The sequence below is a fragment of the Leifsonia sp. T36S-04 genome, assembly GCF_042465655.1.
Classification (GTDB): domain Bacteria; phylum Actinomycetota; class Actinomycetes; order Actinomycetales; family Microbacteriaceae; genus Leifsonia.
In genome coordinates this window covers 3,502,282-3,525,067 of the sequence record NZ_CP146286.1, presented here as the reverse complement: position 1 = coordinate 3,525,067, position 22,786 = coordinate 3,502,282, and the positions used below count along the sequence as shown (strand labels likewise).

The window sequence follows — 22,786 nt, the reverse complement described above, 5'->3', positions numbered from 1 at the left end:
ATGAACCGCACCTGGCCCGCCGACTTCCTCTGGGGGTCGGCCACCGCCGCCGCGCAGATCGAGGGCGCCGCCCACGAGGACGGCAAAGAGGACTCGATCTGGGATGCGTTCGCGCGCGTCCCCGGCGCGGTCGCAGGCGGAGACACCCCGGAAGTCGCGGTGGATCACTACCACCGCATGCCGCAGGATGTCGCGCTCATGGCCTCCCTCGGGCTCCAGTCGTACCGCTTCTCGACCTCCTGGGCGCGGGTGAAGCCGGGGGACCGCTCGGTGAACCCGGCCGGACTCGCGTTCTACGACCGGCTGGTCGATGAGCTGCTCGGCGCGGGCATCCTGCCGTGGCTGACGCTGTACCACTGGGATCTGCCCCAGGCGGTCGAGGAAGCAGGTGGATGGGCCTCCCGCGACACGGCGTACCGGTTCCGGGATTACGCGGTGGCCGTCTACGACGCGCTCGGCGACCGGGTCGACCACTGGACGACATTCAACGAGCCGCTGTGCTCGTCTCTGATCGGCTACGCGGGCGGGGAGCACGCTCCCGGCCGTCAGGAGCCGCGGGCGGGCCTCGCCGCGTTGCACCACCAGCACCTCGCCCACGGGCTCGCTGCCACGGCGATCCGGTCGCGGGCGGCCGAGCGCGGGCGCGAGGACGGCCTCCAGCTCGGCATCACGCTCAACCTGACGACGGCGGTCCCGAACGATCCGGCCGATCCCGTCGACCGCGAGGCGGCCCGCCGCATCGACGGCTTGTGGAACCGGATGTACCTCGAGCCGCTGCTGCTCGGCGCGTACCCGGCCGACGTGCTGGACGATGTGCGCGCGTACCGCTTCGACGAGCTCGTGCACGACGGCGACCTGGCCACCATCGCCCAGCCGCTCGACTTCCTCGGGGTGAACCACTACCACGACGACAACGTGAGCGGGCATCCCGAAGCCCCGGATGCCGCGCCCGCGGTGGTGCCGACCGCGCGACCCACGTCGTCCCCGTTCGTCGGGAGCGAGTACGTCACGTTCCCGTCCCGGCACCTGCCGACCACCGCGATGGGCTGGGAGGTCAACCCGGACGGGCTGCGCTCCCTGCTCGTGCGGCTCAGCCGCGAGTACCCGACTCTGCCGCCGCTGTACATCACCGAGAACGGCGCCGCGTACGACGACGACGCCGCGGAGGACGGCCGCGTCCATGACACCGACCGCGAGGCGTACATCCTCGCGCACATCGATGCGGTCGGTCGTGCCATCGACGAGGGTGCGGACGTGCGCGGCTACTTCGTGTGGTCCCTGCTCGACAACTTCGAGTGGGCCTGGGGGTACGCGAAGCGGTTCGGCATCGTCCGCGTCGACTATGCGAGCCAGGAGCGCACCGTCAAGGACTCCGGCCTCGCGTTCGCCCGGATCATCGCAGCAGCACAGGCAGGCGAGCCCGCGGAGGAGGCCGCCCCGTCGCGCGTCTAGCATGGACCAAAGCGACGAGGAGACCCGATGACGACGGAACAGATCGCATCCCGTGCGGTTCCGACCCTGGAGGCGGTTGCCGCGCGCGCCGGCGTGTCACGCGCGACCGTCTCGCGTGTCGTCAACGGTTCGCCGAAGGTGACCGCCGAGGTCGTCGCCGCGGTCGAGCGCGCCATCGCCGACCTCAACTACGTACCGAACCGCGCGGCGCGTTCGCTTGCGTCGCGGCGGACGCAGGTCGTCGCGCTGGTGGTGCCCGAGTCGACGGCGAAGGTGTTCGCGGACCCCTTCTTCGCATCCATCGTCCAGGGCGTAGCGCTGAGCCTCGCGGACACCGAGTTCACGCTGAACATGGTCATCTCGTCCGAGACGAACCCCGATAAGACGCGGCGCTATCTCATGGGCGGCAACGTCGACGGCGCCCTGGTCGTCTCGCACCACTCGGGGGATCACTCCTACGCCCAGCTGGGCGCGTCCCTGCCGCTGGTGTTCGGCGGGCGGCCCGTCAGCGAGACCGAGCACTCCTCGTACTACGTGGATGTGGACAACGTTGCCGGTGCGCAGGTCGCCGCCCAGCACCTCATCGACCGGGGGCGCCGCAACATCGCACTCATCACCGGCCCACAGGACATGCCGGCCGGCCTCGACCGGTTCACGGGCTGGAAGCGGGCGATGGATGCCGCCGGGCTGGACACGTCGATGGTCGCGTACGGCGACTTCTCGCCCGCATCGGGACTCGACGCGATGCGGCGGCTGCTGGCGGAGGGGCGTCCGATCGACGGGCTGTTCGCCGCGAACGACCAGATGGCCGCGGGCGCGTATTCGGCGATCCACGAGGTCGGGCTGAGCATCCCGGGCGATATCGCGGTGGTGGGCTACGACGACGACAGCTTCGGCCTCATGTCGACACCGCCACTGACCACGGTGCACCAGCCGTCGATCGGCCTCGGCGAGGCGATGGCGCGCGTCCTGGTGCGGCTGCTCGCGGGCGAGCAGGTCGAGAAGGTCACCCTCCTTCCCACCGAGCTGGTCATCCGCCAGAGCTCCTGACGCCGTCGCGCGGCGCCGAGTCGTGAGTAGATGCTCCACCCGGCGCCGAGTTGCGACATGATGTCGCAACTCGGCGGGGGAGGCAGGGGATCGCCTCCGCTTGCGCTCGCGGGCCGTCGGGGTACCGTCGCGGCATGGCTACCTACACCGCATCGCGGCCGCTCGAGGGCGACGCCGACGAGTACTTCGACTACATCGCCGACCCCGAGAACCTTCCCGCGTACTTCCCGCGCGTGACCGAGGCGCACGAGCTTCCCGACGGCAAGGTCGAGACGACAGCGCACGTCGACGCCGACCAGGACGGATCGGACGAGACCGTCACGTCGGAGGCGCAGTTCGATGTCGACCGCGCGGCGCGCGAGGTGACGTGGTCAGCTCCCGGCCCGCACGATTACCACGGGTCGCTCCGGCTCACCGACGACGGCGTGGAGCTCACCATCCACACGACGCAGGAGTTCGACGGCATGCAGCAGGCGCTCGACGGTTCGCTGGCGAAGATCGCGGAGAACCTGCGCGCGAAGGCCTGACCGGCCGGCCGAGTCTGGTCGCGATCAGGCCAGGCGGCGGTAGAGGCGGTTGCCGAGGGCGGCGATGACGAGGCCCGAGGCGACGATCGCCGCGACGCCGCCGGCGTACGCGATGAGCAGGTGCTCGGTTCCGGACTGCGCGGAGAAGTAGGTGACCAGCAGCGCCACCACCGACCCCACCGCGCACACGGCGCCCACCCACACCAACGGCCACAGCTTGCTGCGCACGGGCGGCTCTGCGCCGGGAAGCCGCAGCCAGGAGAGGACGATCCCGGCGAGGCACCCCCAGAACGCCACCACCAGCATCCCGGCGACGACGTCGCTCGGGCGGTGCCACTGCTCGACGAGGGTGGAGGCTCCCGCCGCGATCGTGAACACGGACCCGATCACTGCGGCCAGCGGGCGGTACCGGGGCGACGAGAGCAGGAACACGACGAGGGCGGCGGACGCGGCGACCGCGGTGTGACCGGACGGCAGCGAGTTCGCGAGTCCCACATCCACCCCCTTCTCGGGCCGGGACAGGATGGTGTACTTCAGCACCTGCGTGCACACGTTCGCGCCAATCGCTGCTCCGACCGCGACCGCGAAGACCAACCAGTTGCGCCGCACCAGCACGATCACGAGCGCGATCAGTGCGCCGATCACCACGGACGCGACTGGAAGCGCGTTGAGGAAGCCGTGGGCGAACTCGATCAGGCCGCCCTTCCACGCGTCGGCCCCCGCGAAGGCCCGCTCGTCGATGACCTGCCCGATGTAGCTCTGGACGAACACGACGTAGACGACGGCGAACAGCAGCGCCGTCACGAGCGCACCCAGAACGAAGGGGAGGGTGCGGAGACTCGATCGCATAGTGCATCCACCCTTCCACAACCGACTATGAGAATTCCGGACGAACGCCGAGGAGAGGTAGAACTCCCCTGCTTCATCGGCTGTGGACAGGAGTAGACCGTGCACATGAGACAGATCACCGACACCATCGAGATCGAGGCACCGGTGCACGAGGTGTACGTCGTGCTGCGCGGTGTGGACGCCTACACGGGCTGGCTGCGGCATTCGATCGTCTACCGGGGGACGCGGGTCCGGCCGGCGGGCTCATCGGCACGCTACGAGGACGCGACCACGATCGGCCGGATGGCCGGCTCGCTCGTGGAGGACGAGCCGGACCGCGCCCTGCACTTCCATCAGGCGGTGCGGTCCGGGCGTGTCGACGCGGACATCCGGTACGCCGTCGCCTCCGAGGGGGCCGTCACCCGGGTCACCCGCGTCGGCGAGCTGACCACGCACGGCGCGTTCCGCGCAATGGAGCCGATGCTCGTGCGGATGGCCGCCGCGGAGAGCCGCCGGACGATGCGCGCCCTGAAGCAGCACGTCGAGCATCCGGCGTGAAGGGCCCGGTCACCCGACGAAGCGCACCTCGTGCTCGCCGCCGGCGAGCCGGTCCCGCATGACCGCGACAGCCTCCGGATTACTGTCGACGAGCAGGAAGCGGCGGCCGAGGGTCGCCGCCACGGCGCCGGTCGTGCCACTCCCGGCGAAGAAGTCGAGCACCCAGTCGTCTTCGCGGCTCGACGCCTGGACGATGCGGCGCAGCACGCCCTCCGGCTTCTGGGTCGGGTAGCCGGTCTTCTCGCGGCCGGTCGGGGACACGATGGTGTGCCACCAGACGTCGGTCGGGAGCTTGCCGAGCAGCGCCTTCTCGGGGGTGACCAGTCCCGGCGCCATGTACGGCTCGCGCTCGACCGCCGCCGAATCGAAGTGGTACGCCGACGGGTCCTTCACGTAGACGAGGATCGTGTCGTGCTTGGCCGGCCAGCGGTTCTTCGGCTTCGCGCCGTAGTCGTAAGCCCAGATGATCTCGTTGAGGAACGACTCCCGGCCGAACAGCGCATCCAGCAGCACCTTCGCGTAGTGCGACTCGCGGTAGTCGAGGTGCAGATACAGCGTGCCGTCGTCGGCGAGCACCCGCCAGGCCTCGATCAGCCGCGGCTCGAGGAAGCCCCAGTAGTCCTCGAACCGGTCGTCGTAACGCAGGAGGTCGCCCTTGATCCGCTCGTAGCTGCGGCCCTTGAACCCGATGACGCTGCCCGCGCCGCCCTCCGACCGGACGGAGGTGAGCGTCTGCCGCGCCTGCGGGCGCCCGGTGTTGAACGGAGGATCGAGGTAGATCAGGCGGAAGGAAGCGTCCGGCAGCTCGGCCAGCACCTCCAGGTTGTCGCCCTGCACGACCGTACTGGGCGCATCCGGATGCCACAGCGGTCCGGTTGCGGGAACAGGCTGTGACATGCACCCATTGTCGCAGCGGAGAGAATGGACTGTGCACAATCTCGGTCTGCTCTTCGACGTCGACGGCCCCATCGCGAGCCCGGTCACCCGCACCATCGCCATCCGCAGCATCGTCACCGACCTCGTGTCGATGGCGGCGGCGGGTGTCCCGATCGCGTTCATCACGGGCCGGTCGGGAGACTTCATCCGCAACCAGGTGGTCACACCCCTGTGCGACGCCGGGCTCGGGGAGGCGCTGGAGCAGCACGGCGCGCGCATGTTCGGCGTGTTCGAGAAAGGTGGGGCGTGGGCGCCGATCACCGGCGACGGGATGGGCGAGGTCACCGTCGACGAGACGGTCGCCTTCTCGCCCGAAGCGGTGGACGGCATCCGCCGGCTCGTCCGCGAGCGGTTCGCGGACACGATGTTCTTCGACGAGACGAAGCGCGCGATGATCTCGGTCGAGCAGCGGACCGACGTGGATGCGGAGACGTACCAGGAGGCGCAGTCCCGGTTCGAGGACGCGGCCTTCGACCTGCTGACGGACCTCGGCGTCGGGTTGCGCTACGGCGAGTGCGTCACCCCGGACGCGGACGGCGCCGTGCCGTACCGGATCGACCCGACGATCATCTCGACGGACATCGAATCCGTGCTGCTCGACAAGGACCGCGGGGCGCAGCGCGCATTCGACTACTTCGCCGCGCGCGGTCCGCTTCCCCGGCGCTGGCGCTCGGTCGGCGACTCCCGCAGCGACTACAAGATGGCCGACTTCGTGCACGACGCCGGCTACGAGGTGGCGCACGTGGATGTCCGCCCCGCCGATGGCGTGCTCGAACGGCCCTACGAGGTGATCACGATCGGGGATGCCATCCACGACGACGCGGGGGCGGAGTTCCTGGCGCACTGGCGGCGCGAGCTGGGGCTGGACGCGCCCGTCTGACCGCCGCGAGATTTGCGCCAAATCGTGGTTATCGGTCCCGCCATTCCCGCGATTTGCGCCAAATCGTGGTTATCGGTCCCTCCATTCCCGCGATTTGCGCCAAATCGTGAGACCAGGGAGGGCGCGGGCGGGTCAGCCGAGCTCGCGGCCGCGGTTGCGGCGGCGGATCTCGCGCGGGGCGCGGCCTCCGAGGAACGAGCGCGCCGGGTCGACCAGGAAGCCCTGACGCAGGGCCTCGCGCCCGACCAGCATCCGGAAGCCCATCTGGTCGCGGTTGGTGAGCGTCGTCTCCGCCCGCACCTGCCGGCCGCCGAGCGTCAGGTCGAGCAGCACGACGATGCGCTCCTCGGTGTGCCCCGACGAGCTGCGGACCACGCGGCGGTCGTGCACCGCGCACTCGGCGCTCACCGCATCCCGGTCGGAGTCCTGCCACGGATGCACCAGGAAGCGCACCCGGTCGCCCGGCAGCTCCTCGATGTCGAAGGCGTGGAGGGAGGAGCTGCGCGCTCCGGTGTCGATCTTCACCTTGATCCACGGCACGCCGATGCCCGGCAGGCCCGCCCACTCGCGCCAACCGACGGTGTCGGTGGTTGGATGGGTCTCGGCCATTCCCCCATCTTCGCAGGAGCAGACCCGTGAAACTCGCCATCCTCTCGCGCGCCCCGCACGCGTACTCGACGCAGCGCCTGCGGTCTGCGGCCGAGAACCGCGGTCACACGGTCAAGGTGCTCAACACACTGAGGTTCGCGATCGACCTGTCGGGTGAGGAGCCGGACCTCCAGTACCGCGGGCGGCTGCTGTCGGACTACGACGCCATCCTGCCGCGCATCGGCAACTCGATCACGTACTACGGCACCGCGGTCGTGCGGCAGTTCGAGCAGATGGATGTGTACACACCGAACACCGCGAACGGCATCACGAACTCGCGCGACAAGCTGCGGGCGACGCAGATCCTGTCCCGCCACAACATCGGCATGCCGCGGACCGCGTTCGTGAACAGCCGCGCCGACGTGCAGATGGCGATCGAGCGGGTGGGAGGTGCACCGGTCGTCATCAAGCTGCTGGAGGGCACCCAGGGAATCGGCGTCATCCTGGCGCCCGAGGCGAAGATCGCGGAGGCGATCATCGAGACCCTGCACTCGACGAAGCAGAACGTCCTCATCCAGAGCTTCATCGCCGAGAGCCGGGGCCGTGACATCCGCGCACTCGTGGTCGGCGACCGTGTCGTGGCGGCGATGCGCCGGGTCGCGAGCGGCGACGAGTTCCGGTCGAACGTGCACCGCGGCGGGACCGTCGAGAAGGTCACCCTGACGCCGGAGTTCGAGGAGGCGGCGGTCCGCTCGGCCCAGATCATGGGCCTGCGGGTCGCGGGCGTCGACATGCTGGAGGGCAAGGACGGTCCCCTGGTGATGGAGGTCAACTCCTCGCCCGGCCTGGAGGGCATCGAGCGCGCGACCGGGCTGGATGTGGCCGGCGCGATCATCGACTTCATCGACAACCAGGTCGCGTTCCCCGAGATCGACGTGCGCCAGCGGCTGAGCGTCTCCACCGGCTACGGCGTCGCGGAACTCCTCGTGCACACCAACGCCGACCTGGTCGGCAAGTCCCTGCGCGACTCGGGCCTGGGCGACCGCGATATCTCGGTGCTGACGCTGCACCGCGGCACCTCCGTCATCCCGAACCCGCGCAGCGGAGTGGTGCTCGAATCCGGCGACCGGCTGCTGTGCTTCGGGCGCCTGGAGGAGATGCGCTCCATGATCCCGGACCGCCGCAAGCGCCGCGCCAAGGTGCGGAAGCTGCCGAAGGAGGCGCAGGAGGCGCTCACCGAAGAGTAGGGGCCACCCGCTCCGCCCGCCGGTAGTGCCGCAGCACCAGCCAGAGGGTGAGGATGCCGCCCGCGGCGACCACGATGAGCAGGACGATGTAGAGGGTCCCCGCCAGCGCGCCCACCGCAGAGGCGGTCTGGGAGGTCAGACCGCCCGCGCTGGTCAGCTCCTCCAGCGCGCGCCCGTTGACGATGAGCGCGAGCACCGCCGCCAGGTCGCCCGCCGAATCCCAGAGGCCGTGCAGGATGGCCACCCCGGCGTACGTGACGACGATCCAGATCGAGAACCGGAAGCGCGCCCTCCCGCGCGCGGCGCCGAACAGCACCGCGCCGAGGACGGCGGTCCAGAGCACGTGGCCGACTGGCGCGAGGATGGCGCGCAGCACCTCCGTCTGCAGCAGGGAGACGAGGTCGATGCCGCGGGCGGTGATGGCCGCGTTGAACGCGTAGCCGGCCGACTCGAACGCGGCGAACCCGGCCCCGACGGTCGCTCCGAGCAGCGCGCCCTGCGTGGCCGTCTTCGGCACGACCCGCCAGCCGATGATGATGAGCAGAAGGGCCTTCACGAACTCCTCGATCAACCCCACCAGCAGGTACAGCCAGTAGCTCTGGTGCAGGTTCACCTCCAGCAGGGAGGCACCGAGCACCCCGAAGATCCCGCCCACGAAGAAGGCGAGCACGAGCTGGAGCGAGCTGACGTTCCCCGTGACCCTCTCGATCGCGAATAGGACGACGCAGAACGGCACCAGGAAGCTACCCAGCAGGATCAGCGTGGGAATGAGGTTCGTGTTCCGGGTGGCGGCGGTGACGACGATGGTCAGGATCCACAGTGCGAGCCCGGCGAGCAGCGTCTTCCACCACCAGCCGTGGTGGTGATGCGGATGCGGGACGCCGTCAGGCCGGTCCACCCAGGTTTCTGCAGCCATCGTCGTCTCCTTCGAGTCCGGTCTTCGCGCTTGCCGGTCATCCTCCCACCGGGCGGGTCGGAACACATCCCGCCCGGTGCGGGGATCAGCCGACCTCGGTCCTGCGACGGCGGGCGACGCTCGCGCCGACCAGCAGCCCGCCGAGCAGAGCTGCGAGGCCCGCCAGTGCAGCCCACAGCGTCGCCGGAGCGGTGTCGGATCCGGTGGACGCGAGGCCCGCGGCGGGCGGGTCCTTCACGGCAGCGCACGACTGGGACGGGTCGCCGCAGCTTCCGATCGCGGTCGAATCCGTCCACGGGCCGGCCGGGGTCTCCACCGACGCGCGGTTGACCGTGTCGACGGAGGCGGCCAGCTTCGTGGTGACGGTCATCGTCGCCGACGATCCGGCGGCGAGGGCCGGGATCGTCCAGTGCAGTGATCCCGGGCCCGCGGTCGCCTGCGGTGCCGTGCCGACCACCTGGAGACCGACGGGGAGGGTATCCGTCACCCTCACGTTCGTGGCGTCGACGGCTCCGTCATTGGTGACGCGGATCGTGTAGACGATCGTGTCGCCGAGCGAGGCACTCGCCCGGTCCGCCTGCTTCAGGATGCTCAGGTGGCCGATCTGGAACGTGTTCGTGACCGTGACCGTCGCGGCCGCCCCGGCGGCGACCGTGACCGTTCCGTTCGCGGGGGAGAGAGCGGTCGCCGTGGCGAGTCCGGCATCCGTCTCCTCCACGGTGCACGAGGAACCGGCCAGGATGCCGTCGACGGTGGCGGAGTAGCCGTTCGCCTTCGAGAGCACCTGTGTCGCGTCCGCGCCCAGGGTGATCGGCGTGACGACGCCGTCCACGTCCGCGGTGCACGTCAGCTGGACCGTGAACGGACCGGCGCCGAACAGCGCGACACCGGGACCGATGCGCTTCTTGTCGACGGTGACCGACCCGGTCTCGAAGGTGTTCGTGATCGTGACCGCGGCCGGACTGCCGGACGGAACCGTCACTCCGCCCTGCGGCGCGACCGCCACCAAGGTCGCCCCTCCGGTCGTGGTCTCGGTCACGTCGCAGTGGGCGCCCTGGATGAGGCCGCTCACCGTCGCCTGGTAGCCGTTCGCCGCGTCCAGCACCACCGTGCCGCTGCCGGGCAGGGGGATGGTGAGGGTCGCGCCGTCCTTCACCCAGGTGCAGACCACCTGCGCCGTGAACGGGCCGCTGCCGTAGCGGGCGGCGCCGTCGCCGGTGCGGACCTTGGTGATCTCGACCGCGCCGGCGGCGAACGTGTTGGTGACATCCACCGTCACGGCGGCCGTCCCGCTGTCATTCCCGGGGATGGTGACCGTGGGCGTGTCGACGGTGGTCCCGGTCGCGCCGCCGGTCGCCGTCTCGGAAACCGAGCACTGCGTCCCCGCAGGGAAGACACCCGGAACGGTCAGGGTCTGGCCGCCGAGGATCGTGAGGTCGCCGTCGAACAGCGACTGCGTACCGCCGTAGACGCACTCGACGTGGAGGGTGAACGGTCCGTCGCCGTAGGCGGCTGCGGCGTCGCCGTCGACCGTCTTGGTGACCGAGAGCGTCCCGGCGGCGTAGTGATTGCCGACGACGGCCGTGTCGTTGTCGCGGACGGTCACCACGGCCTGCGTCCCCGCGGTCTCCGGGGCTCCGTCGACGGAGATGCCGACGTGGTTCGGTGCCGCCTGGGCACCGTCCGCATCGGTCTCGGTCACCGTGCACGCCGCACCGACGGGAAGGCCGCCGATGGTGCGGCTGCCGCCGTCCGCGAGCGAGAACGATGCGTCACCGGCCGCGAGCGGCACGGTGGCGCCGAGCGCCGAGACGCACGCGACCGTGAAGGAGAACGGGCCGAACGATCCGACCGTCGCCGCCGTCGCCACGTGCTTCGTGACGGTGAGCGACGTCAGCTGGTAGTCGTTGACGATCGCCACCCGCTGCGCGGCGCCGACCGGCTGCGTTGCATCCCCCGCCGCGATGGTCACCGAGGCGGGTGTCACCGTGCGGGCCGACTCGCCGTACGAGCCGGTGGCTCCGTGCTCGACGGTCTGGCAGACCGCTCCGGCCGGGATGCCGTCGATGCGTGCCGTGTAGCCGTTGGCGCTCGAGAGGGTGACCGATGCGTTGGGGCCGAGGTCGACGGCGACGCCACCGATGGTGCAGGCGACGTCGGCGACGAAACTGGTCGGCGCGTACTGCGCCGCCGGCCCGGTGACCGCCTTGGTGATCTGCAGCGGCCCGCCGGTCAGGATGACGCCCGCCTTGATGGGCTCCTGCGGCCCCGCAGGCTGCGATCCGGACGCGTACGTCGGGTAGAAGCCGAACGAGTTCCAGGCGCGGACCCCGGTGACGGGCGCGGTGACCGGGGCGCGACCGTCTCCGGCCGCGGTGGTGGGCACGTTCGTGGTCGTGTACGTGACCGTGAGGGATGCGCCCGCAGGGAGGACGCCGCCCGGCGCCTTGCCGAAGTCGAACGCCAGCTTCACGGCCGTCACCGCTGCCGCGTCGATGGTGCCTCCGACCGCCGAGGCCGGGCTCCACGAACCGGCGGGGCAGCTGCCTCCTGGCGTGATCTCGCTCACGCAGGGGTTCGCGGAGGTGGTGACGAACCAGTTCAGCACGGCACCGCTCGCGGCGGCGGACGGCAGGTACGACAGGTCGCCGTTGAAGCGCGGGGCGTAGACAGAGCCGCGCGGTGAGGGGTCGACCACGCCGACGTCCCCGTTCCGGGGGAACACGTCGACGGCGGTCAGCGCCGTGGCCGCGACGTTGCCGCCGTTGGTCAGCTCGAGCTTCCACGAGTCGGTGTGCCCGATCCCGCTGACCGCGGCGCACGGGTACCGGTAGTAGCCGTCCACGTCAGCGGTGCAGGGCACGGCGGCGTTCGCCACGTTCTGCGATGCACCGGTGTCGGACTTCACGCCCTTCGAGGCGGCGAAGGAGCCCTGCGACAGTGTCGTGACCACGTTGGTCGTGGAGCACGTGTTGTTCGCGAAGCTGACGGCGCGGCCGTTGCCGGGGTTGAGCGCGGTGCAGCCGCTCGGCGCCACCGTGCGGTCGGTGCGCACGCCGAACGAGTTGACGGCGGTCGTCGCGGGGGCCAGGCCCGGCTTGATCTGGAGGGACAGGGTGATGCTGTACGTCTCGCCGGGTGCCAGCTGGACCCCTGCCGGCCAGGCGAACCGGATGCTGCGCGTCGCGGCATCGTAGGTGCGCGTCACGCTCGCCGCGTCGGTCGGCAGGGTGCCGCCGGTCGACGTGCTGTACGAGGGCACGTTCGTCGGGACGAACAGCAGCGATCCGTCGGCCGGCAGCGTGTCGGTGACGACCGGGTTGGGCAGGACCCCGGTGCCCGCGTTCTTGAAGCGCAGCGTCCAGTTCACCTCGCGTCCGGATGCCGCCTGCCCCGGGCTGGTCTTCTCGACGGCGATCGCGGCGGTTCCCGGGTCGACCGTGAAGGTGGCCGTCGCCGACGCCCGCGTGGCCTTCACCGCGTTGTACGAGGCGTCGGCCAGCACCGTGTCGGTGATGACGCCGGGCGCGGTCTCCCCCGGCATCGGCGTCGCGACGACGCTCGAGGTCACGGGCCCGGAGCCGTCGCGCAGCGCAGCGCGAAGCGACACGCTGAGGCGGACGTTGACCGCGTTGGCGCTCGCGGCGAAGGCTCCGCCGTCAGCGCGCGTGTAGGTGAACCGCAGGCCGGTGACGGACGCGGCCGTGACACCGGTCGGCAGCGCTGCGGTCGCGATGGTGGTCGGCGTTCCGCTCGTCCACACCGCCTGAGCGCCCTGTCCGGTCTGCGCGTCGACCTGCACGCGGTCGGCGTTGGTCGGGGCGGTCGGCTGCGTGAAGGACTTCAGGGTGAACGCGTTCCAGAAGGTCGCCGAAGAGTCCTCGATGACGAGCGATTTCGGTGCGAGCGTCCCGGTGGACCGGGCCCCCAGGTCGACGAGGATCGGATCGGTCGGCGCCGCCTGCAGCGTGTGCGTCGGAGTGAACGCCTTGGTCGTCGCGATCTGGAGGTTGCCGTTGGCCAGGGTCACCGACGCGCTCTGCGCATCGGCCGCGATGGCGTCCGGGTAGACGTCGTCGTGCAGGGTCCCGTGCGCGGTGTTGCTCACCGTCCCCGGCACGATGGCCGCATTGCCCGAGCGGGTGGCCGGGCGCAGTTGAGTGGAGAGCGTCACCGTAGCCTTCTGGCCCGGCGCGATGGTGCCTCCCGAGCCGTCGACGCCCTGGGCGTTCGTGCCCCGGAACAGCACACTGACGCCGACCACATCCGTCAGGGAGGACGGCGTGAGCGCGGTCGCCTGGGCGATGGTCAGGGTCTGGACGGTAAGGGTCCCATCGGACGCGCGGTGCAGTAGCGAGACGGAGCTCTGCGACGCCTGCACGCCCGCGGCCTGCGTCGTGTTGATCGCGATCTTGGTCAGATTCAGGCGTTCGAACGGATTGGAGGTCGCGTCGTAGGCGCCGAAGTCGCACGGCGTCGCGCCCTGGGTCGCGTTGAGGCAGTCGATCGGGTCGGTCAACCGCAGCTGCCACGTACTCGTGGTCGACGTGTTCTGGATCGACTCGGTGTATGTCGTCGTCGGGTACGACGCGGCCGGCACATCCGGCTGCGGGATCACCATGCTCGTCGGCGCGACGGTCTTGGTGACCTTGGTGGTGAAGACCGGGTCCATGATGAGGACACGGTCGTCGGCCAGCCGGGTGAAGGAACCGCCCGCGGCGGGCTGGGAGGTCACGGCGACCTGGTTGTCGACGACACCGGCGGATCCGGCGACGTTGTACGTGCGCGTGCCGGTGATCCAGTCGGACAGCGTGGAACTGCGGATGCTGTTGCGCAGCTGCAGGTCGAGGTGGAGGGTCCGTGCGTTGGCGTCGGCACCCGGGAAGGCGCCGGCCGAGGCGCTCGCCACGCCGGAGCCGACGGTGGGAGCGGTGGGGTCGCCCGTTGCGGCGATGGTCGCGGCACGCTTCGGGCTCTCGACGAACGTGAGGCGCACCCCCGCGGTGGATGCCCGCTCCGCCGAGCTGAGCGTGTAGCCGGGGAAGACCCCGTCGCAGGCGGACGCCGTGGAGCAGGCCTTGGAGGTGACGTCGTTCCAGGTGGTGCCGTCGAACAGCTCCACCTTCGAGACGGCGTCCCAGCGCATCAGCGGGTCGTAGGTCGCCCCGGCGGTCTGCGTCGGCGTGATCGCATCGATGCGCGTCAGGTCGAACGCCTGGAAGACGCTGCCACTGAGCGGGGAGGGGGCCGCGGCATCCTGAACCGTCATCGAGCGGACACCGGTGACCTGCGTGCCCCAGCCGAGCGTGACGCCGGTGGCCGCCCCGGACTGCGCCTGCACGATCTTCGTCCCGTCCCACGTCTTGCTCGCGGCGACACCGCCGTCGCCCGGGCCGCCCGTGGTGGCCTGGATGCTGACGGAGCCGCAGTCGGTCGCCGGCGTGCTCGTGATCAGCATTCCGCCGTTGACGGTCCCCGCGGCGGTCGCGACGGCGCAGTTCTGGTAGGCGGTGGCGGCGGGATAGGTGCCCGGGTTCGTCACACCGCTGCCGTCGCGCAGCTGCCCGCGGGCCACGAATCCGATGGCCGGCTTGACGTTGGTCGCCTGGCCGAAGCCATCCGCGTCGGAGAAAGTGAAGCGGAGGCCCCGCACGTCGGAGTGGGTCGTGCCCGCAGGAAGCTTGTCATCGAGGGAGGCGTAGTAGTTCACGGCCTTCGCGGTCGCGTCCACCGTGTCCAGTGTCTTCCACGTCGTGCCGTCCGTGGTGTACTCGATGGTCAGGGTGGAGCCGGACGGCACGGACGTCGGAGCGATCGCGGTCGCGTCGAACGCGTTCCAGTACGCCGAGGACGGGTCCTGCGGCTCGGTGATGACGATCGAGTTCGGGCGGACGGAGCTCGTGTTCGCCGGCGTCTGCGCCGACAGCTGCACGAGGCTCGACCCGCCCGGGATCAGCGTGCCGGGCGAGACGGTCTTGCGGAGGCCGATCACCACCTCGGGGAAGTACACCTCGAGGTCGGCGTTCGCGACATCCGTCCCGGTGCCCGCGGCGTTCGTGCCGGTGACGGTCACGTTGTTCGGGTAGGTCACGAATCCGGAGGCGGACGGTCCGGCCGCCAGGGTCGTGGCGACGCTGAACGGGATGACGGCGCTCGCGCCGGTCGCGATCGCGCCGGTGTAGGTCACCAGGAACCCGGTGATGTGCTGCCCGGCGGAGAGGGCCGGCGTCGACGGCAGGCCGGAGGCCGTGTCGAACGTCGAGTCGGCCGGCGCAGAACCGCCGTCGACGAACCAGGTGACCCGGGCGGAGGTCGCGCCCTGCGGCCACGCCTGGCTGCCGGTGAACCCGGCGAAGAGCACCTTGTCACTGAAGAAGGATCCGGCGCCCGGCTCGCGGACGGTCATCGTGTCCAGGACGCCGGTGGAGGTGTTGGTCGCGGTCAGCGTCGCGCCGGTGCTCTGCCCGGCGGGGACCTGCGGCACGGTGAACGACTTGTCCGCCGACACCGTCGCGGTCAGGGGTGCGACGGTCTGGCGAGCCGACGCCGGCGCCGCCTGCGCGGTGCCGTTCGGCGTGGTGACGGCGGCGCCCACGGTGTTGGTGCGCGTTCCGCCCGCGGCGATGCCCACGCCCGAAACGCGGTCGGTGGCGCGCTGCGCGAGCGTGAGGACGACGGAGCCCGCGGTTCCCGCCGCAGCGATGGTCGCCCCGGAGCTGGACCCGAAGGTGAGCTGGAGGCCGGTCACGTCGGACGGAGCGACCCCCGACGGGAGCGCCGGTGCCGTGCCGACCGGGCCATCCACCGCGCCGCTGGCCGTGATCGCGCGCACCTGGATGGTGTCCGCGCCGGCCGGGAACGTCACGGCTCCGAAGCCGGCGAAGTCGTAGAAACGGAACGAGGAGTCGGCGGCCGCAGGGTCACCGGGCTCGAGGACCGTGAGGGCAGTGGCGTCGATGTTGGACGTGTTCCGGACCGTCAGGGTCGCGGTCGAGGTCTCGCCGGGGCTGAACTGCGTGGCGGAGGGCGTCCACGTCTTGCCGACGGTGGCCGAGATGACGTCGGGCACGTGGACGGTCACCGGGCGGGAGGCCGTGACGGTGGAGGCGTTCGTCGCGGTGAACGTGCCGGTGTTGGTGAGCGTCTGCCCGTCGAACGACTTGGCGACCGTGTCCGGCAGCATCACCTGCACCTGAACGGAGCCGGTGGTGCCGGCGGCGAGGCCCGTGCTGGCGGGGGTCGTGTTGGGCACCGCATCCTGGAACCGCACGGTGACGACGTTGCCGCTGACGCCTGCGGACACGCTTCCCGCGCCGACCACGCTCGGCTGGCCGACGACCACGAGCGGCGACGGCACCGGGTCGGTGATCATCGCGTCCACGCAACCGGTGGTGGTCGACGAGCAGCCGTAGTTGAGGGTGTAGAGGAACTGCTGACCCGGAGAGACGTCGGTGACCGTAGACGTCTTCGACAGGTTCAGGACTCCGGAGCCGAGGTCCGCGGCGCTCGCCGCGGGAGCGCCGATCGCGAGCCCACCCACCAGGGCGAGGACGACGCCGGCGGCGACGGAGGCCGATGCGCGGAGCGTCTGGCGCTCGCTGGCGGCACGACCGCGGGCGGTGCGACCGGTGCGGGTATTCAGGGCAAGAAGGCGCGTTCGGGCGCGCGCCAAGAGGCTTCGGGTAAGCACGTGTCCCCCAAGGGCACAATCGGGTAAGCGGGACCGACCGCGCGGGTACACGGGTCACCTGTTTCGGGCAGGTGAACTCGCCCGGTTTCGGGCAGGCGAGTGATCCTCGTCCTCTTTCTAGCGGGCTATCGATGCGTACGCATACCGTCTCCCGCGCCCCAATTCAGGGGGTTTTGGACGAACAACCGCTATCCGTACCGCCCGTGCGGGGGTCAGACCAGCGCGCGGAAGGCCGCGATTCCCTCCGCGACGAGCTCCCGCAGATCGAGCTGCCCGGGGGAGGAGACCCAGCGCTGGAAGCCCAGGTGGAAGGCGGACATCGCCGCTTCGGCGGCGACGCGGGCCTCCAGTTCGGTCGCGCCGCGATCCTGGAGCGCTCGCGCGCCGGCCGCGGAGACGGTGGAGAGCTTGAGCAGCTCCCGCTCGAGCAGGCTGGGGTTCGCCGCGATCACGGCCGCGCGGATACGCGGGAACTCGAGGTCGGGCCGGGACTGCAGAAATACGGCCACCGCATCCATACCCGCTGCCGCGGCCTCGAAGGGGGACGCCGCCGCGGGAGCGGCCTCGATGCCGGCGAGGACGCTCCGCTGGAAGTCGGCGGATCCGTCGAACAGCACTTCCCTCTTGTCGGCGAAGTGGCGGAAGAAGGTGCGTTCGGTGACGCCGGCCCGAGCAGCGATGTCCGCGACGGTGGTCTGCTCGAAGCCGGGGTCCGCAAACAGCTCGAGGGAGGCGCGCACGAGACGTTCGCGTGCCCCTGGCTCCCAGCGTCCCATGCACCCAGTGTAGTGAAAGCAGCGAGTGATGACAGGGTATGACATCGGTGATACGCTGACGACAGTCCCTGACATCAGTCACTGACATCACTCGGGAAGGGAACGCACAATGCGCGTATTCGTCACAGGAGCTTCGGGCTGGATCGGGTCGGCCGTCGTCCCGGAACTTCTGGCCGCAGGACACCACGTCGTCGGGCTGGCGCGGAACGAGGGGTCTGCCGACCGGTTGCGCTCTGCAGGGGCGGAGCCGATTCCCGGCGACCTCGACGACCTCGAAGCCCTGCATGCCGCCGCGTCGTCGGCCGACGCGGTCATCCACCTGGCCTTCAAGCACGACTTCAGCGACTACGCCGCCTCCGGGGCGACGGAGCGTGCCGTCGTGCAGACCTTCATCGACGCGCTGGAGGGGACGGGCAAGCCGTTCCTCTTCGCCTCCGGGATCGCACTGGTCGCCCCCGGACGGATCGCGACGGAGGACGACGCGAGCCCGTTCAGTGCGCCGGACGCTCCGCGCGGAGGCGCCGAAGTGCTGGCCCTCGGCGCTGCGGATCGCGGGATCCGGCCGGTGGCGCTCCGCTTCGCCCCGACGGTGCACGGTGAGGGCGACCACGGCTTCGCGGCCGTCCTCGCGGGCATCGCGCGCGAGAAGGGCCTCGCGGGCTACGTCGGCGACGGCACGAACCGCTGGCCCGCCGTCCACCGCAGCGACGCCGGCCGGCTGGTGCGCCTCGCGCTCGACTCGCCCGACACGGCACCGGTCGTGCACGCGGTCGCCGAGGAGGGCATCCCGACCCGGCTGATCGCCGAGGCGATCGGTGCGGCCGAGGGCGTGCCCACCGCCTCCATCGACCCCGACGACGTGGATGCGCACTTCGGGTGGATCGGGCGGTTCTTCGGGATCGACATCCCCGCCTCCAGCGCGCTCACCCGCGCGCGCCTGGGCTGGGAGCCGACCGGCCCGACCCTCTTCGACGATCTGGCCGCCGGCCACTACTCCCCCACCCGCGCCCCCGCCGCCTGACCCCGCACCTTCCACCTTCCACCCTCCACCCTCCTCCCTCCTCGCGCCTCTCCTGCGAGGTGCACGTCGTGGCGGCAATTTCGCAGATTTAGCCGCCACGACCTGCACTTCGATCGAGTGGGAGCGGGAGGAGGAGAGGACGAGGGGGTCAGTGGGTGAAGGACTTCGCGACCTCGCCCGGCATGGGGGACTCCAGGCGGTCCAGGTAGCCGACGGCCTCCCGGATGTCCACCACGAGCGACTCGGCCAGGTTGCGGCTGAGCCCGTTCCGCACGACGATGCGCTGCACGGTCAGATCGGACAGATCGTCCGGCATGGGGTACGCCGGGATGAGCCATCCCTTCAGCCGGAGCCGTTCGGACAGGTGGTACAGCGTCCACTTGTCCGTGTGTCCCTTCTTCAGCTGCCAGGCGAACACGGGGATGTCGGAGCCGTCGTTCCACAGCTCGAACGCCGGCATCTTGGCGATCTCGCCGGAGAGGTAGAGCGCCACATCCTGCGACGCCTTCTGCACCCGGTAGTAGCCGTCCCATCCCAGGCGGAGGAACAGGTAGTACTGGAGCAGCACCTGCGCGCCCGGGCGGGAGAAGTTCAGGGCGAAGGTGGGCATGTGGCCGCCGAGGTAGGTGACGTCGAAGACGAGGTCCGCCGGCAGGTCGGCCGCCGTGCGCCAGACCACCCACCCGAGGCCGGGGTACACGAGGCCGTACTTGTGGGCGGAGGTGCTGATCGAGACCACCCGGTCGACCCGGAAGTCCCAGGCGAGGTCCTTCTGCAGGAAGGGCGCGATCATCCCGCCCGAGGCGCCGTCGACGTGGATCTTGATGTCCAGCCCGGTGTCGGCCTGGATGCGGTCCAGCGCCGCGGAGATCTGCGCGACCGGCTCGTACATTCCGGTGTAGGTGACGCCCATGATGGCGACGACGCCGATCGTGTTCTCGTCGACGTACTTCTCGAGGTCGTTGCCGTCGAGGACCTTGTGCTCGTCGCTGATGGGCACGTACCGGGGTTCGACATCCCAGTAGTTGCAGAACTTCTCCCAGCACACCTGCACGGCGCTCGACATGATCAGGTTGGGCTTGTCGGTCGGCTTGCCGTCGGCCCGGCGGGCCTGCTGCCAGCGGCGCTTCAGCGCCAGCCCGCCCAGCATGCACGCCTCGGACGATCCGATCGTGGAGGTGCCGATCGCCGCCTCCGGGTCGGGCGCGTTCCACAGGCCGGCGATGATCTTCCAGCACCGGGTCTCGATGGCGGCGGTCTGCGGGTACTCGTCCTTGTCGATCATGTTCTTGTCGGCCGACTCGGCGTACAGGCGAGCCGCATGGTCGTCCATCCACGTGCCCACGAACGTGGCCAGGTTGAGGCGGGCGTTGCCGTCGAGCATCGACTCGTCGTGCACGATCTGGTACGCCGTCTCGGGCAGCGATTCCCGGTCCGGGATGCGGTCGACCGGCAGGTCACTGTCCTCGCCCGGCCGGGCGAAGATCGGGTTGAGCTGCGTCCGGTCGCTGATCCCGGTGAACGCGGTCGTGGGTGGCTGCGAGGCCGATGACCGTTCCTTCGACTGCTCCTTCGACTCTGCACTGCTCATGCGTGACTCCTCCGACGGCACCTGGACCCGCCACGCGGGCAGTGCCGTGCCGGGCGTGGCAGGCACACGATAACCACGCCGGGATCGGCCGCGCTAGACACTTCTCGCCGGGTCAGGAGCCGGAGCGCTTCAGCGTGCCGATCGTGCTGCCGCCGTCATCGAGGACGGTCATGGTCGAGCCCGAGACGTTCCCGGTCGCGGCCTTGCTGAGCCACGTGTCGACTCCCTCGCAGGCCATCATCGTGGACGCGATCGGCCCGAACGTGATCTCGTCGCCGTCGATCTGGCCCTTGCCGCTGAGACGGTTGCAGCCATCCGTCCCCGAGAACGTACCGTCGTTCTGGATGTCGAGGTTCGGCTGACCGGACGACGTCGATCCCCAGCGCCCGACGACGGCGGCGCCGCTCGGGGTGCCTGCGCAGCCCGCGAGCATCAGGATCGCTGCGAGAACGGCGGCGGTGCGGTGGATTCGGCGGTGCTGCAGCATGGGTCCTCCCGGCTCTTGGCACGAAGGGTAGCGCCGGCGCACCCCCGCGCGACAGACGTCTTCGCCGTGCGGGCTCAGCCCGCGGGTGCCAGCACCTCGTCGACGATCGCGAGCAGCTCGGGGCGGGCCAGGATGCGGAAGTGGCCGCCGACATCGACTTCGATGTTGCGCGCGCCTTCGAGCCGGCTGCCCTCGGGCACGTGCGGGTCGAACCATCCCCAGACCGACACGATCCGGGCGTTGACCGCGCGATTCAGAGCGAGACGCACCAGCCCTGGCGTGTTGGGCATGAGTGCACGAACGCTCGGCAACGGGATGAGACGGGCCAGCGACGAACCGGCGTACGGGGTGCTCACCGTCACCGCGCTGCGGATGCGCGGGCCCGAATCCGGCATCCCCATCAGGTACTTGGCGACCAGGCCGCCCTTGCTGTGCGCAACGATGACCACGCCGGTCAGGTCGTGCTCCTCGAGGTGCCGGGTGACGAGCGCCGCGGCCTCCGGGACCGACATCTTGTTGCGCTCCAGTGCCGTGACGACATGTACGGGATGCCCGCCCGCGTGGATGTGCTCCGCCAGCGGCCGCAGGAAGCGCCACGTCTCGAAGATCCCGGGTAGGAGCACGACGGGCACGCGCTCGCCCTCGCCCGCGACCAGCGCCTCCGGGGTGCTCCGGTCGACGGTGGCGCGCAGCTGGTGACGGGCCGCGTAGAGGTAGTCGAGGATGATGACGCCGGCCCGTCGCAGCAGCGTCCGCTTCATCGCGGTGCCGCGACCAGGCCGGCGATGAGGGAGGCGGTGCGCCAGGGCGCCCCGTGCATCACGAGGTGGGCGACGTTCGGGACCGCCGATGCCGCTCCGCGCGAGCGTTCGCCGAGCTGGGCGACCCACTCGTCGCGCGCGATCGGGTCGCGGCCGCCGCGGACGACCACCACCGGTACACGCGTCTCCTCCAGTTCGCGCTCGGTCTGGAAGGTCAGCATCGCCGGAAGCGTGGCCAGGTACCAGCGGAGTCCGCAGTGGAGGTAGTCGCCGATGACGATCCGGTTGCCCCGCGCATCCTCCCGGAAGATGTCGGCGCCGAGCAGCAGGCCGGCCTTGAGGGGGTTGCGGTCCTGCGGCGCCATCACGGGGCCGAGCAGCGCGAGCGCGCGGACGAGGTCCGGCCGGCGCGTCGCGAGGCTGACGGCGACCTGGGTGCCCATGGAGTGTCCGACCATCACGGCATCGGCGATGCCCAGCCGGTCCATCGCGCTCGCGACGGAGTCGGCGAACTCCTCGATCGAAAGGCCCAGCCGCGGACGGATCGGCTTCGCCGCGCCGAACCCGGGCAGATCGACGGCGACCACGCGCCCCTCCTCGGCGAGCACCGGAACCAGCCGCTCGAAGTACCGGGAGCTGACGCCGATGCCGTGCACGAGCACGAACACCGGTCGGGCAGCATCCACCCCTGCGCCGGTGTCGACCGTCACGACCGCGTCCAGCTTCGGCGTCGGCAGGTGGTCGTCGGTCATCCCCCCACGGTATCCCTCACCCCGCCGATCGGCCGAAGTCGGGACCGCAGCAGCGCCCCCGGTTGAAAACGCGGCCGAGAGGGGTAGCAGTGGAAAAGCACTAGCCCTACCGACGGCGGAAGGAGTACCACAGGATCATGCCCGCATCACAGGAGCTGCCCTCCACTCTGGAGCGATCCGACAAGCACGCGCAGGCCCTCTGGTCGAAGGCGCACGACTCGGCGGTCGAGGAGTACGGCGAGGGTGAGCGAGCGCATCGGACGGCGTTCTCCGCGTTGAAGAACGAGTACGAGAAGGTCGGCGACCACTGGGAGCGCAAGGCGCACAACGGCCCCTCCGACCGCAAGGCCGCAGGCGGCCGGGACACCGATGCGAAGACCGAGGAGGGTGTGGATGCGAACGCCTCCAAAGCGCACCTCCTCGACATCGCCAAGCGGCTCGACATCTCCGGCCGCACCCGCATGACCAAGGACGAGCTGGTCGACGAGATCAAGCGTGCGAACCGTCGCGAGACGGCCGCCAAGCGAAAGAAGAGCTGACCCATGGGCGATGTGATCGCGTTCATCCTGTGCTTCCTGCTGTTCCTGCTGGGGATCTTCCTCCTCGGCCTTGCGGTCACGCTTCCCGCCTGGGAAGGGCTCGTGTTCTTCGTGGGCATCCTGTGCATCTCGCTGTCGTTCGGCATCCCGGTGCACGTGCTGGGTCACGCCGACTGAATCGTCGCCA

The 22,786-nt window shown here is 70.4% G+C and carries 19 protein-coding genes; 9 read left to right on the top strand and 10 right to left on the bottom strand.

Features of this window, described 5'->3' with window-relative positions; all coding sequences use genetic code 11:
- From P3F85_RS17275 to P3F85_RS17265, 3 genes are all read left to right on the top strand, one after another.
- Positions 1–1,452 carry a GH1 family beta-glucosidase gene (locus tag P3F85_RS17275; RefSeq protein WP_374009075.1) on the top strand — a complete coding sequence of 484 codons (1,452 nt, stop codon included), beginning with the start codon at positions 1–3 and terminating at the stop codon, positions 1,450–1,452.
- 27 nt (positions 1,453–1,479) lie between these two features.
- Complete coding sequence (locus P3F85_RS17270; protein ID WP_374009074.1) at positions 1,480–2,502, top strand: LacI family DNA-binding transcriptional regulator; 1,023 nt, start codon at positions 1,480–1,482, stop codon at positions 2,500–2,502.
- Positions 2,503–2,636: 134 nt separating this feature from the next.
- Positions 2,637–3,029, top strand: coding sequence for an SRPBCC family protein (locus P3F85_RS17265; RefSeq protein WP_374009073.1), 393 nt, complete (start codon positions 2,637–2,639; stop codon positions 3,027–3,029).
- 24 nt (positions 3,030–3,053) lie between these two features.
- Here the strand turns inward: P3F85_RS17265 and P3F85_RS17260 are convergent, their stop codons facing one another.
- Positions 3,054–3,878, bottom strand: a complete 825-nt coding sequence (locus P3F85_RS17260; RefSeq protein WP_374009072.1) for a phosphatase PAP2 family protein — start codon at positions 3,876–3,878, stop codon at positions 3,054–3,056.
- Positions 3,879–3,983: 105 nt separating this feature from the next.
- Here P3F85_RS17260 and P3F85_RS17255 point away from each other — a divergent pair, with 105 nt between their 5' ends.
- On the top strand, positions 3,984–4,415 hold the full coding sequence (locus tag P3F85_RS17255) for an SRPBCC family protein (RefSeq protein ID WP_374009071.1): 432 nt from the start codon (positions 3,984–3,986) through the stop codon (positions 4,413–4,415).
- A 9-nt stretch (positions 4,416–4,424) separates the two neighbouring features.
- Here P3F85_RS17255 and P3F85_RS17250 read toward each other — a convergent pair whose 3' ends face one another.
- Positions 4,425–5,312, bottom strand: a complete 888-nt coding sequence (locus P3F85_RS17250) for a site-specific DNA-methyltransferase (protein WP_374009070.1) — start codon at positions 5,310–5,312, stop codon at positions 4,425–4,427.
- A gap of 31 nt (positions 5,313–5,343) precedes the next feature.
- Here P3F85_RS17250 and P3F85_RS17245 point away from each other — a divergent pair, with 31 nt between their 5' ends.
- Positions 5,344–6,231 carry a hypothetical protein gene (locus tag P3F85_RS17245; protein ID WP_374009069.1) on the top strand — a complete coding sequence of 296 codons (888 nt, stop codon included), beginning with the start codon at positions 5,344–5,346 and terminating at the stop codon, positions 6,229–6,231.
- Positions 6,232–6,363: 132 nt separating this feature from the next.
- Here the strand turns inward: P3F85_RS17245 and P3F85_RS17240 are convergent, their stop codons facing one another.
- On the bottom strand, positions 6,364–6,840 hold the full coding sequence (locus P3F85_RS17240) for an ATP-dependent zinc protease (RefSeq protein WP_374009068.1): 477 nt from the start codon (positions 6,838–6,840) through the stop codon (positions 6,364–6,366).
- Positions 6,841–6,866: 26 nt separating this feature from the next.
- On the opposite strand from P3F85_RS17240, the gene rimK reads away from it, so the two are divergent.
- Positions 6,867–8,066, top strand: coding sequence for a 30S ribosomal protein S6--L-glutamate ligase (gene rimK, locus P3F85_RS17235; protein ID WP_374009067.1), 1,200 nt, complete (start codon positions 6,867–6,869; stop codon positions 8,064–8,066).
- Here the strand turns inward: rimK and P3F85_RS17230 are convergent.
- The 3 genes from P3F85_RS17230 to P3F85_RS17220 form a co-directional block, all read right to left on the bottom strand.
- Positions 8,053–8,982 carry a PrsW family intramembrane metalloprotease gene (locus tag P3F85_RS17230; protein ID WP_374009066.1) on the bottom strand — a complete coding sequence of 310 codons (930 nt, stop codon included), beginning with the start codon at positions 8,980–8,982 and terminating at the stop codon, positions 8,053–8,055. The two genes, rimK and P3F85_RS17230, sit on opposite strands and share 14 nt — an antisense overlap.
- 85 nt (positions 8,983–9,067) lie before the next feature.
- A complete protein-coding gene (locus tag P3F85_RS17225; RefSeq protein ID WP_374009065.1) occupies positions 9,068–16,654 on the bottom strand; it encodes a DUF5979 domain-containing protein in 7,587 nt (2,528 codons plus the stop codon).
- Between the two features lie 230 nt (positions 16,655–16,884).
- Positions 16,885–17,448, bottom strand: coding sequence for a TetR/AcrR family transcriptional regulator (locus P3F85_RS17220; protein WP_374009064.1), 564 nt, complete (start codon positions 17,446–17,448; stop codon positions 16,885–16,887).
- 109 nt (positions 17,449–17,557) lie between these two features.
- Here P3F85_RS17220 and P3F85_RS17215 point away from each other — a divergent pair, with 109 nt between their 5' ends.
- Entirely contained in the window at positions 17,558–18,469 is a 912-nt protein-coding gene (locus P3F85_RS17215; protein ID WP_374009063.1) for an SDR family oxidoreductase, read from the top strand.
- A gap of 148 nt (positions 18,470–18,617) precedes the next feature.
- Here P3F85_RS17215 and P3F85_RS17210 read toward each other — a convergent pair whose 3' ends face one another.
- From P3F85_RS17210 to P3F85_RS17195, 4 genes are all read right to left on the bottom strand, one after another.
- Complete coding sequence (locus P3F85_RS17210; RefSeq protein ID WP_374009062.1) at positions 18,618–20,060, bottom strand: glutamate decarboxylase; 1,443 nt, start codon at positions 20,058–20,060, stop codon at positions 18,618–18,620.
- Between the two features lie 112 nt (positions 20,061–20,172).
- Entirely contained in the window at positions 20,173–20,547 is a 375-nt protein-coding gene (locus P3F85_RS17205; RefSeq protein ID WP_374009061.1) for an META domain-containing protein, read from the bottom strand.
- Between the two features lie 74 nt (positions 20,548–20,621).
- Positions 20,622–21,308, bottom strand: a complete 687-nt coding sequence (locus P3F85_RS17200) for an esterase/lipase family protein (protein WP_374009060.1) — start codon at positions 21,306–21,308, stop codon at positions 20,622–20,624.
- Positions 21,305–22,060: an alpha/beta fold hydrolase gene (locus tag P3F85_RS17195; protein WP_374009059.1), complete on the bottom strand. Its 756-nt coding sequence runs from the start codon at positions 22,058–22,060 to the stop codon at positions 21,305–21,307. Before P3F85_RS17195 ends, P3F85_RS17200 begins: the two co-directional genes overlap by 4 nt.
- Positions 22,061–22,197: 137 nt before the next feature.
- On the opposite strand from P3F85_RS17195, the gene P3F85_RS17190 reads away from it, so the two are divergent.
- Positions 22,198–22,599, top strand: a complete 402-nt coding sequence (locus tag P3F85_RS17190) for a ChaB family protein (RefSeq protein ID WP_374009058.1) — start codon at positions 22,198–22,200, stop codon at positions 22,597–22,599.
- A 3-nt stretch (positions 22,600–22,602) separates the two neighbouring features.
- Positions 22,603–22,776: a hypothetical protein gene (locus P3F85_RS17185; RefSeq protein WP_374009057.1), complete on the top strand. Its 174-nt coding sequence runs from the start codon at positions 22,603–22,605 to the stop codon at positions 22,774–22,776.
- Positions 22,777–22,786: the final 10 nt, after the last annotated feature.

Coding starts and splice junctions, on each gene's coding strand:
- P3F85_RS17195 (WP_374009059.1), bottom strand. CDS start 22,060: ATGACCGACGACCACCTGCCGACGCCGAAGCTGGACGCGGTCGTGACG.
- P3F85_RS17215 (WP_374009063.1), top strand. CDS start 17,558: ATGCGCGTATTCGTCACAGGAGCTTCGGGCTGGATCGGGTCGGCCGTC.
- P3F85_RS17255 (WP_374009071.1), top strand. CDS start 3,984: ATGAGACAGATCACCGACACCATCGAGATCGAGGCACCGGTGCACGAG.
- P3F85_RS17205 (WP_374009061.1), bottom strand. CDS start 20,547: ATGCTGCAGCACCGCCGAATCCACCGCACCGCCGCCGTTCTCGCAGCG.
- P3F85_RS17220 (WP_374009064.1), bottom strand. CDS start 17,448: ATGGGACGCTGGGAGCCAGGGGCACGCGAACGTCTCGTGCGCGCCTCC.
- P3F85_RS17210 (WP_374009062.1), bottom strand. CDS start 20,060: ATGAGCAGTGCAGAGTCGAAGGAGCAGTCGAAGGAACGGTCATCGGCC.
- P3F85_RS17240 (WP_374009068.1), bottom strand. CDS start 6,840: ATGGCCGAGACCCATCCAACCACCGACACCGTCGGTTGGCGCGAGTGG.
- P3F85_RS17230 (WP_374009066.1), bottom strand. CDS start 8,982: ATGGCTGCAGAAACCTGGGTGGACCGGCCTGACGGCGTCCCGCATCCG.
- P3F85_RS17200 (WP_374009060.1), bottom strand. CDS start 21,308: ATGAAGCGGACGCTGCTGCGACGGGCCGGCGTCATCATCCTCGACTAC.
- P3F85_RS17190 (WP_374009058.1), top strand. CDS start 22,198: ATGCCCGCATCACAGGAGCTGCCCTCCACTCTGGAGCGATCCGACAAG.
- P3F85_RS17275 (WP_374009075.1), top strand. CDS start 1: ATGAACCGCACCTGGCCCGCCGACTTCCTCTGGGGGTCGGCCACCGCC.
- P3F85_RS17185 (WP_374009057.1), top strand. CDS start 22,603: ATGGGCGATGTGATCGCGTTCATCCTGTGCTTCCTGCTGTTCCTGCTG.
- P3F85_RS17265 (WP_374009073.1), top strand. CDS start 2,637: ATGGCTACCTACACCGCATCGCGGCCGCTCGAGGGCGACGCCGACGAG.
- P3F85_RS17260 (WP_374009072.1), bottom strand. CDS start 3,878: ATGCGATCGAGTCTCCGCACCCTCCCCTTCGTTCTGGGTGCGCTCGTG.
- P3F85_RS17270 (WP_374009074.1), top strand. CDS start 1,480: ATGACGACGGAACAGATCGCATCCCGTGCGGTTCCGACCCTGGAGGCG.
- P3F85_RS17250 (WP_374009070.1), bottom strand. CDS start 5,312: ATGTCACAGCCTGTTCCCGCAACCGGACCGCTGTGGCATCCGGATGCG.